This window comes from Bifidobacterium sp. UTCIF-1, assembly GCF_006408915.1.
GTDB lineage: Bacteria > Actinomycetota > Actinomycetes > Actinomycetales > Bifidobacteriaceae > Bifidobacterium > Bifidobacterium reuteri.
The window spans coordinates 1-8,902 of the sequence record NZ_JFAG01000038.1 but is presented as its reverse complement, the minus strand read 5'-3'; the positions used below and the strand labels follow the sequence as shown (position 1 = coordinate 8,902).

Genomic DNA, 8,902 nt, shown 5'->3' with positions numbered 1-8,902 from the left:
ACCCGCCGCGAGCGCGTCGAGCAGCGCGTTCTGACCGCCAAGGAGTTCGAGTGTGGCGGTGGAGCAGGTCTCGCCGACCAGCTGGACGACATCGCCGACCACGGCCACAATCAAATCAGCCTCGCGGGCGTTGGTCACGGCCTCGTCGATCAAGGTCTGGTCGACGGCCGCGCTCACACCGATCTTCGGGCGGGGTTGGCCGTCCGGGTACAGTTCGCCGGCCGGGTCGGTCACGAGGTCCACGACGTTCGCGCCACGGGCATAGGTGACTTCGCAGTCGTCGCCGGCGAGCGCGCGCAGACCGTCGAGCACGGTGGTGATCATCTCGCGCGGCTGGCCGTCCGGCATCCAGGAGACCTGTCCGGAGTTGCCGGTCCAGTCGCCGAGCTGGTTCTGGGCGTCGTCGGCGAGCGGGCCGGCGACGGCGATGCGTTTGGCGGAGCCACCCTTGGCGCCGGCGGTGAACGGCAGGCCGCCGTCGTTGCGCAGGAGGGCTACGGCCTCGCGCGCGAGTTCAAGATTCAACTGCTGGTGTTCCTCGGAGCCGATGACCGCCTTGATGCGTGCCTCGTCCGGCAGACGCGGGTCCTCGAACAGTCCGAGGCGGAACTTGAGCGCAAGAATACGGCTCACGGCTGCGTCGATCAGCGATTCGTCCAGCAGACCTGTCTTCACGGCCTCGATTGCGCCCTCATAGAACTGCGGGGTGGTCATGACCAGATCGTTGCCGGCCTTGACCGCGTCCGCGGCGGCGTGCACGTAATCGGGCTTGACCTTCTGCTCCCAGACGGAGCGGCCGACGTTGTCCCAGTCGGTGATGAGGGTGCCGTTATACTTCCAAGCGCCGCGCAGCTTGTCCGTGAGCAGCCACTTGTTGAACGTGACCGGCACGCCGTCGATGGATTCGTAGCCGAGCATGAACGTGCCGCAGCCCTCCTTGGCCACGCGCTCGAACGGCGGCAGGAACCAGGATTCCAGCTTGCGGTGGGAGAGGTCCGCCTCGGAGGCGTCGCGACCACCCTGGGTCTCGGAGTAGCCGGCGAAGTGCTTGGCGCAGGCTAGGATCGCGTCCTTGGGCAGAGGCTCGCCGGCCTTGGCGCCGCCCTGATAGCCGCGCACGATGGCGGAGGCGAGCTCGCCGATCAGCGCCGGATCCTCGCCGAAGGTCTCGTCCACGCGGCCCCAGCGGGTGTCACGCGCGATGCACAGCACCGGGGAGAAGGTCCAGTGCACGCCGGTGCAGGAGACCTCCTCGGCGGTGGCGCGACCGGCGGCCTCGATTTTGGCCGGGTCCCAGCTCACGGCCATGCCCAGCTGGGAGGGGAAGATCGTGGCGCCGGGCCAGAACGAGTAACCGTGGATGCAGTCGTCGCCGATGACCAGCGGGATACCCAGACGGGTCTGCTCGTTGACCATCTTGACGGCGCGCGGCAGATCGGCGGGGCTGGTGTGCAGGATGGAGCCGACGTGCTTGTTGACGATGAGGTCCTCCAGATCACCGCCTCGCGCGTCAAGCTGCATCATCTGACCGACCTTCTCCTCGAGGGTCATGCGGGAGAGCAGGTCGGCGATGCGCTCGGCGTCAGGCAGGTCCGGGTTCTTGTAGGGCAGGTTTTCGATGGTTGCGGTCATGGCGGTATCGCTTTCCTCGATGAAATCGAACAACTTTAATTACCGATTGGTAGTTTAGTGCGGCATGAGCCTAGACACGCTGGAGAGTGGCGAAAACCGGCAACGCACAGCTCGAAATACGATGGATTACCAGTTTGCTTGCGCAGCTACACGCCGTTCACAGGCATACCAGCGATCTGACGGCTGGCGTCAATGCCATCGTCATATTCGCGGCATCATTGTTGGCACTCAGATGCAATGGCGATGAATCCGATAAGACTCAAATAAGCGCTGGAAATATGCTTCAGCGATACCCATCCCACAGCGGAGAGGGGAACAACAGAGGCTCGAATTCCGCCCATTCTTCGTTGAGGTCGATGGCAGGCTCACGAAGCCAGCGCAGCTGTATGCCGTCCATGGCCTCCAACGCCTTGCGCACGGTCGGGCGCACCTCATCGAACGAAGAGAACGCCGGCGGGATGCGCCAATCGAAGCTGGAATAGTAGCGCCAGATCGAGTTCTGGCGGTCGGCGAACTCCTCATACAGCGGATGACCCGGGTTGAAGGTCTCTACCTGGAGCACGGAAAACAGCTGCACCAGCATGCGACGCCGCGAATTGTAATCCACCAGATAGCGCAGGTAGGCAGGCAGGCGCAGATCGTCGGCCGTGGACCCTGGCAGCCCGGAAACCTTGAAATCATCGACATTGCCGCCCACGTTGTAGTTCTCGCGGTACACCATCGCCAGCAGATTGTCCTTGCTGCCGATGTACCGCAACACACCCTGCTTGGTGACACCCACCATATCCGCCACATCCTGCACGGAGATGCCGTTGTATCCGCGCTCGGAAATCAAACGGACCGCGGCGTCGAGGATCTCCCGCCGACGCTCTTCGGGCGATTTGCGGATGCGCTTGGGGTGGGATGCGGTTGGTGTGGACATAGTTGACCAGTGTAAACCAACCGCATTCCGATGACGTGCACGGCCACCGCTTGCGCTCGAACCGCCCCGCAAGCTCCATGATTCGGCTTCGGCGCAGCGATGGCAGCGGCCTCACTTGTGTCCTGCTTTAGAAATTCGTTGGCGAATTGACTACCCCTCAGCCCCACCGGGACAGCTCCCCCGACAAGGGGAGCCAACAATATAATCAACGAACTTCTTGCGGAAGATACTAGTTTCCGAGTGTGAAACGCACGCCCGGCACATGCGACGGACCATCGCCATGACAACGATGACAACAATAATTGACACCCACCCGCTACAACACCCCCACACCGAATCCTAGTCCCATCGATGAGTTACGATGAATTCATCGATGATGATTGAGGGTTAACAGGGGTACCGCCATGAGCCGACTGCATGAAAGCGCCACAGTCGAATTCAAACGACAGCTCAACGATGCGGCGAAACGAGAAATCGTCGCTTTCGCGAACTCCGAAGGCGGTGACCTGTACATCGGCATCGACGATGACGGCATCCCCGTCGGCGTGGATGGTCCCGATGCCGTGATGGGCGGCGTCGGCGACATGATCCGCAATGCCATCAGACCGGATCTGACCGCGTATACCTCCATCGAATGCGAATCGATGGAGGACGACGCCGGCGTTATGCGCAACATCGTCCATGTCACCGTACTTCGCGGCGTCAAGCGCCCTTACTATCTCTCTGGAAAGGGCATGCGCCCAACCGGAGTGTTCATCCGCCACGGGGTTTCCGCCGTACCCGCTAGCGAAGAACGCATTCGACAGATGATTCGAGATGACGACGTCACGGCGTTCGATGCATCCGTAAGCATCGATCAGGACCTGACATTCAACGAGGCAAATGCGATATTCGCCCGTCAACAAGTACCTTGGGGCAAGCCCCAACAACGGTCATTGGGGCTCATCAATTCAGATGGGCTGTACACCAACGCCGCAGCCCTGATTTCGGACCAATGCCGACATACCATCAAGTGCGCCGTATATCAAGGCAATTCGAAAGCGAGGTTCCTTGCACGTCAGGAGTTTCAGGGATCGTTGCTCCAGCAGCTGGACGATGTATGTCGTTATCTGGAACTCAACAATCCGATACGTTCCGATATCGTGGGCCTGTACCGCAATGACACCTATGCCTATCCGCCAGCGGCCCTGCGAGAGGCTCTGCTCAATGCCGTGGTACATCGCGATTACGATTATTCGGGACCCACCTTGGTCAGCATCTATGCCGACCGCATCGATTTCGTATCGCTTGGCGGACTGGTGAAGGGCATCACGCTCACAGATCTCACCAACGGCATCTCCCAACCCCGTAACACAGTGCTGGCAAACACGTTCTACCGTCTGGATCTTATGGAAAGCTACGGCAGCGGCATTCCCAAAATCATGGAGGAGTATGCCGGCAACAGCGAATCGCCCATTATCCGCATCACGCCAAGCGCATTCACCCTGAGTCTTCCTCGATTGGACGGCACCGGAGACGGGGGCAATCCGATTCACGCCAATCCAACCGATGGGCCCGACATCAGTGATTGGTTCACCGCCAGCAACCCCTTCCCTTCCGGTCCCGCCATTCAGGAGAAGGGCAACGTCCAAATCGCCGTCCTCAACGGATACCCGACTGGAAAGGGAGTGGGTACTCTCGCCTTGGAACCGACCGCCCACGCCACATCTCACATCGACGGCGGCACCGGCACCGGGGCACCGGCCGACAACATACCGGCGCAAGTGACACACAACGGCTGCACGTCCATCCCATCGCTGCCCCCATCGGCACCCCAAAATGCAATGCCTTCAACGCCGCAAACGAATGCATTCAATCCATCCAGCACATTGGAGGAGCTCACCTTGGCGTTGATCCGAAGCACCCCCGAAGGCATCTCCCGGCTGGAAATCCAGCAACGACTTGGAGTCAACAAGAATCGAGCGGCATACGCACTGCGCAAGCTCGAACACGCTGGTCGCATCGCCCCCACAGGTAATGCCCGAAGCACCCGGTACGTCGCGGCGTGACGGATGCCAGAAACGGATGCCATGAATACGACACTAAACAAGCAGAGCTGAAGCGCTGTGAGCAACGGGAAACCGCCGTCACAGCGCTTCGTACTTCGGGCCGGCACGTCGTCCGGCACGTCGGCCCGACGCTTCAGACAACGCGTCAGTCCAGCACGAAGGTGTTGAACGAACGCGGGGCGAGCGTGGCCTTGATGCCGCGGGAAGCGTCGGACGGGTCGGCGAACTCGAACGGCATCTCTGTTTCGAGGGCGTTCTGCGCCACCACGACCACCGTGCCGTCCGGGTTGCGGAAGGCGATGGCCATCGAGTTGAAGTGGCCGGTGGTGCCCAGCAGCACGGCGCCCGGACGCACGTACTTGGAGAAGTGGCGCATCACGTAGTATTCGGGATTGCGACGCACCTCGTGCGTATCGGCGGTGATGGTGAACAACGAGTTCTGCCACCATCCCCAAGTAGAATCCTGATCGTCGAGGATCATGTTCCAGTAGGTGTAGGCGGTGGCGCCGTTGCGGATGTAGTGGTTGATGAGGTGGAAGACGTATTCGGCGTATTCCCATGTGTTCTGGCCGTCGCCGCACTCGGACTCGGACTGGATGAGCTCAATCTCCGGCCACGATTCGTGCGTGCGGGAGATGCAGTTCTGTCCGGCCCACTGGTAGGCGATGCCCTTGATGTAGTGGCGGGCGCGGTCATCGAAGAGGATGTTGTCCACGAAACGGTTGTAGTTGTTGAGCGCCATGCCGTAGCCGCCGCCAGTCCACTTCATGTCCTCCGGACCGTTGAGCGTGCCCAGCCAGATGTCGGTGTCGAGTCCAGCCTCATCGAAGGCCGGTCCGAGATAGTCGCGGATGAACTCCTTCAGGGCATCGGAATCCCACAGGGCGCTCGGGAACTTCTGATCGGCGAAGACCTCGTTCTGCACATGCAGCTGGTTCACGGTGATGCCATGCTCGGCGTAGGCCTGAACATACTTGACCAGATACTTCGCGTACGCCTTGAGGTTCTCCGGCGTGCGGATCAGACGGCCGTAGTTGTAGGCCTTCGGGCGCTTCATCCAGGTCGGCGGGGACCAGGGGCTCGAGAACAGGCGCATATCCGGCTGCCATTCCTGCGCGCGGTGGATGTATGGGATCAGGGTCTCCTCGTCGCGTTCGACGGAGAAGTGCTCCATGTCGTAGTCACCCTCGACCTCGTCGTAGCTGTACCAGTGGTCGGCGAAATCGTTGGCGCCCACGGGCGCGCGGTTGAACGTGAAGTTCATCTCGTCGGGGCTGAACAGCTCTTTGATGATCTGGTCACGCTCGGCTTCGGTTACGGTCTGCAACGGCAGCCAGCCGAGCTCGTTGAAGCAGCCGCCGAAGCCGCGCAGTTTCTGGTACTCATTGCCATCCAGCTGCAGGTCCGGCGCTGCGGTCGCGCCGGTGGCGACCAGTTCGGCCGTGCGGTCGATGAGCTTGGCGTCCTGGGTGGTGGCGATCCATGTGGTCATGGTGTGGACTCCTTCGTTGGTTTTCGCGGAGATGATGGTGCGGGCTCACGGCCCTGTGCGCGCCAAAACACCCGCGCACTAAAACCGCATTCCCACGACTCTTCGTTGAGTTATATCTGTGATGACTGTTCGTTATCGGATATTTATCTAATAACTACTAGATAGAGTATAACGCAGAAAGTTTGCTCACTTAACCAGCGTGTCTTGAGCGAAACGCACTCACGGCATAGATTTATCTACCACTCAGTAATCAGAGGAATACCCAATCGCCCATCAGCGCGTCCGGAGCATACGACATGCGACAGAACCGCATGGCGAGGCAATGCGGCTCCAACACCTGCATCCGGGGCCACGAGGTGCGATTCTTCGCATATTGACGCCTCTCAGTACCGGGCTGACGAGGACGAACACCCCACCATGTAGGGAACGGCCCACGGTGTAGAGAGCGGTTTTTGCGTTTTGGCGGAATTCCGCCATTTTACATCCCTACACCGTGGGTCATTTACTACACCATGGGGATTTCCCTACACGGTGGGACAATCCCTACACCGTGGGGCCATGCTACGGGAGCCACGCCGCATGGCCACGTACGACGCGCGCTCAGCCGACGATGACGATGAGATTCCAGCGCGGAATGGTCAGCTCGTCTCCCGTCGCGACGGGCAGACCGGGGCGGACGGCCAGCGAAGTGGAGGCGGCCTCGTCGATCAGTCCGTCATGGCCGATGACCTGCGGCGCGACGACCACCGAGCCGGCGACCGGGCTGGCGAAGGTGACCGACTCGGCGGAGTAGTTCAGCAGGTAGGTGACCGTCTCCCCCGCCGAGTTCACGCCCTGACGGACCACAACCTTGCCGGCGAGCGCCGATCCGGCGCCCTCGACCCCGGCATGCTCGACGGCCTCGCGCATCACGGCGCGCATCGTATCGACGTCGAGCAGCGTGCCGATCCATTCGGCACTGCCCTTGCCGAATACATGGCGGGTCACGGCCGCGTAGGATTCCCATGCGTAATGGCCGTACCGGGCCATCACTTCGGTAGGCGAGTCGTCCTCGACATCGGCTTTGAGCAGCTCGATCAACGCCTCGGCCTGCGCGTCCGGCGTGCCGGCGAGCGCGGCATTGTCCGCAAACACTACACCCACGCGACCCTTCGGGCGGGTGAACTGGTTGTAGGTCATGCCGAACACGTCGGCCAGGCCGTGCGGCGCGCGGTCATGCCAGACGGTCACCTCGTCGTCGGTGACGAACGAGCGAATCGTGGAGACCAGATGGCCGCCGCCTGCCACGAAGCCGCGCAGGCGTGCGATGGTCTCCTCCGGTGCGCAGTACAGCGCCGGCGTCACGATCATCGCGTACTGCGCAAGCCGTTCGCCGGGCGCGTCCACGGGCAGGAAGTCGCATTCCACGTTGAGCTCGAACAGCGCGTCGTACACGCGTCGCACGATGTCGTTGTAGTTCACGCCGACGCCGTCCGGGAAACCGGTCTCCACACGCGACCAATCAAGCGCTGACAGCGCCTCGTTGGACACCATGATGGCCACCTTGTTGCACTTCCTGAGGTGCACGAGACGCTCGCCGACCTCCGGCCGAGCCACCTCGCGGCCGAACACCCCGGCCTCCTCGTAGGTGGGGTTCGGCTCCATGTCGTGCGAGAGCAGGCCCTTCCAGTAGGTCTCGAACGAGTTGTGAATGGAGTGCCAGTGCCAGTATTCGACCATATCTGCACCGGAGGCCAAGTGCGAGTAGGCCTGCAGGCGCAGCTGGCCGGGGAACGGCACCCAGCCGTGCTGGCCCTGCGCCTCGGTCTCGAGCACCAGATAGTTGGCGCCGTTCTTGGTGGAGCGGGTCATGTCGCCGCCGAATGCGATCTCCTTGCCGGTCAGATCGTCCTCGGTGGGATGATAGATGTCCACGCCGGTGATGTCCACGGCGGCCGACGCCTTGAAGTGGTCGACGGCCGGCTGGATGCCGTACGAATACCCGCGCCATTCGAAATCGAAGTTCTGGGTGACGAACTGGTCCTCACGGGCGCATTCGCGCACGATACCCGTCTGCCAGGCCAGAAATTCGGCGACCTGCGCACGGCGGAACCGGTCGAACTCGCCACGCAGCGACTGGTTGATGGAGTTGGTGACGTCCGGGAAGTCCTCCCATGCGTCCACGCGGTTGGACCAGTAGTCGAGACCGAAGTGGACGTTGAGCAGGTCCAGATCGTCATGGAACTGCTCACGCAGGTATTTGACGAACAGCGCCTGCATGTCCGGGCTCACGGAATCGTAGTACTTGGTCTCGTTGTCCACCTGATAGCCGATGACGGCCGGGTGGCTGGCCACATGCTCGATGAGCCGGCGAATCACGCGCTCGCCGTAGAAACGGTAGGCGGGGTTGACGATGTCCATGATCTGGCGCGGACCGTACTTGCCCGGGCCGTTCGGCGTCACAGCGAGCACGTCCGGATGCAGGCGCACGAGCCAGGCGGGCACAGCGTAGGTGGGCGTACCCACGATCACGGCGATGCCATGACGGGCGGCGGCATCCAGCGCGCGGTCCACATGGGTGAAGTCGAACACGCCGGGCTGCGGCTCGCATGTGCTCCAAGTCGATTCGGCGATGCGAATCACGTTGATGCCGGCCGCCTCCATCATCCGCATGTCGGTTTCGATGCGGTCGGCGCCTGCGGGCATGTATTCGTCGTAGTAGGCCGCGCCGAACAGGATGCGGTCCACGCTGGTCTTGGTCATCAAAGGTTCCTTTGCGCTATGGGCTGGTTGGGGCTGGTTTGATATGCCTATCGTAGGTCGAAGGTC

General features: G+C 61.7%; 5 protein-coding genes. 1 reads left to right on the top strand and 4 read right to left on the bottom strand.

Annotated features, from left to right (window positions below):
- The coding region (locus tag BW09_RS10650; RefSeq protein ID WP_140464931.1) for a glycoside hydrolase family 3 protein at positions 1–1,632 on the bottom strand (1,632 nt) is incomplete at its 3' end.
- 283 nt (positions 1,633–1,915) lie between these two features.
- A complete protein-coding gene (locus tag BW09_RS10645; RefSeq protein WP_140463684.1) occupies positions 1,916–2,554 on the bottom strand; it encodes a TetR/AcrR family transcriptional regulator in 639 nt (212 codons plus the stop codon).
- Between the two features lie 404 nt (positions 2,555–2,958).
- On the opposite strand from BW09_RS10645, the gene BW09_RS10640 reads away from it, so the two are divergent.
- Positions 2,959–4,602, top strand: a complete 1,644-nt coding sequence (locus tag BW09_RS10640; RefSeq protein ID WP_140463686.1) for an ATP-binding protein — start codon at positions 2,959–2,961, stop codon at positions 4,600–4,602.
- Between the two features lie 145 nt (positions 4,603–4,747).
- Here the strand turns inward: BW09_RS10640 and BW09_RS10635 are convergent, their stop codons facing one another.
- Together BW09_RS10635 and BW09_RS10630 are read right to left on the bottom strand one after the other, a co-directional pair.
- Positions 4,748–6,094 (bottom strand): glycoside hydrolase family 30 beta sandwich domain-containing protein, encoded by a 1,347-nt coding sequence (locus BW09_RS10635; protein ID WP_140463688.1) that lies wholly within the window; start codon positions 6,092–6,094, stop codon positions 4,748–4,750.
- A gap of 600 nt (positions 6,095–6,694) precedes the next feature.
- Positions 6,695–8,836, bottom strand: a complete 2,142-nt coding sequence (locus tag BW09_RS10630) for a beta-galactosidase (RefSeq protein ID WP_140463690.1) — start codon at positions 8,834–8,836, stop codon at positions 6,695–6,697.
- Positions 8,837–8,902 lie beyond the last annotated feature (66 nt).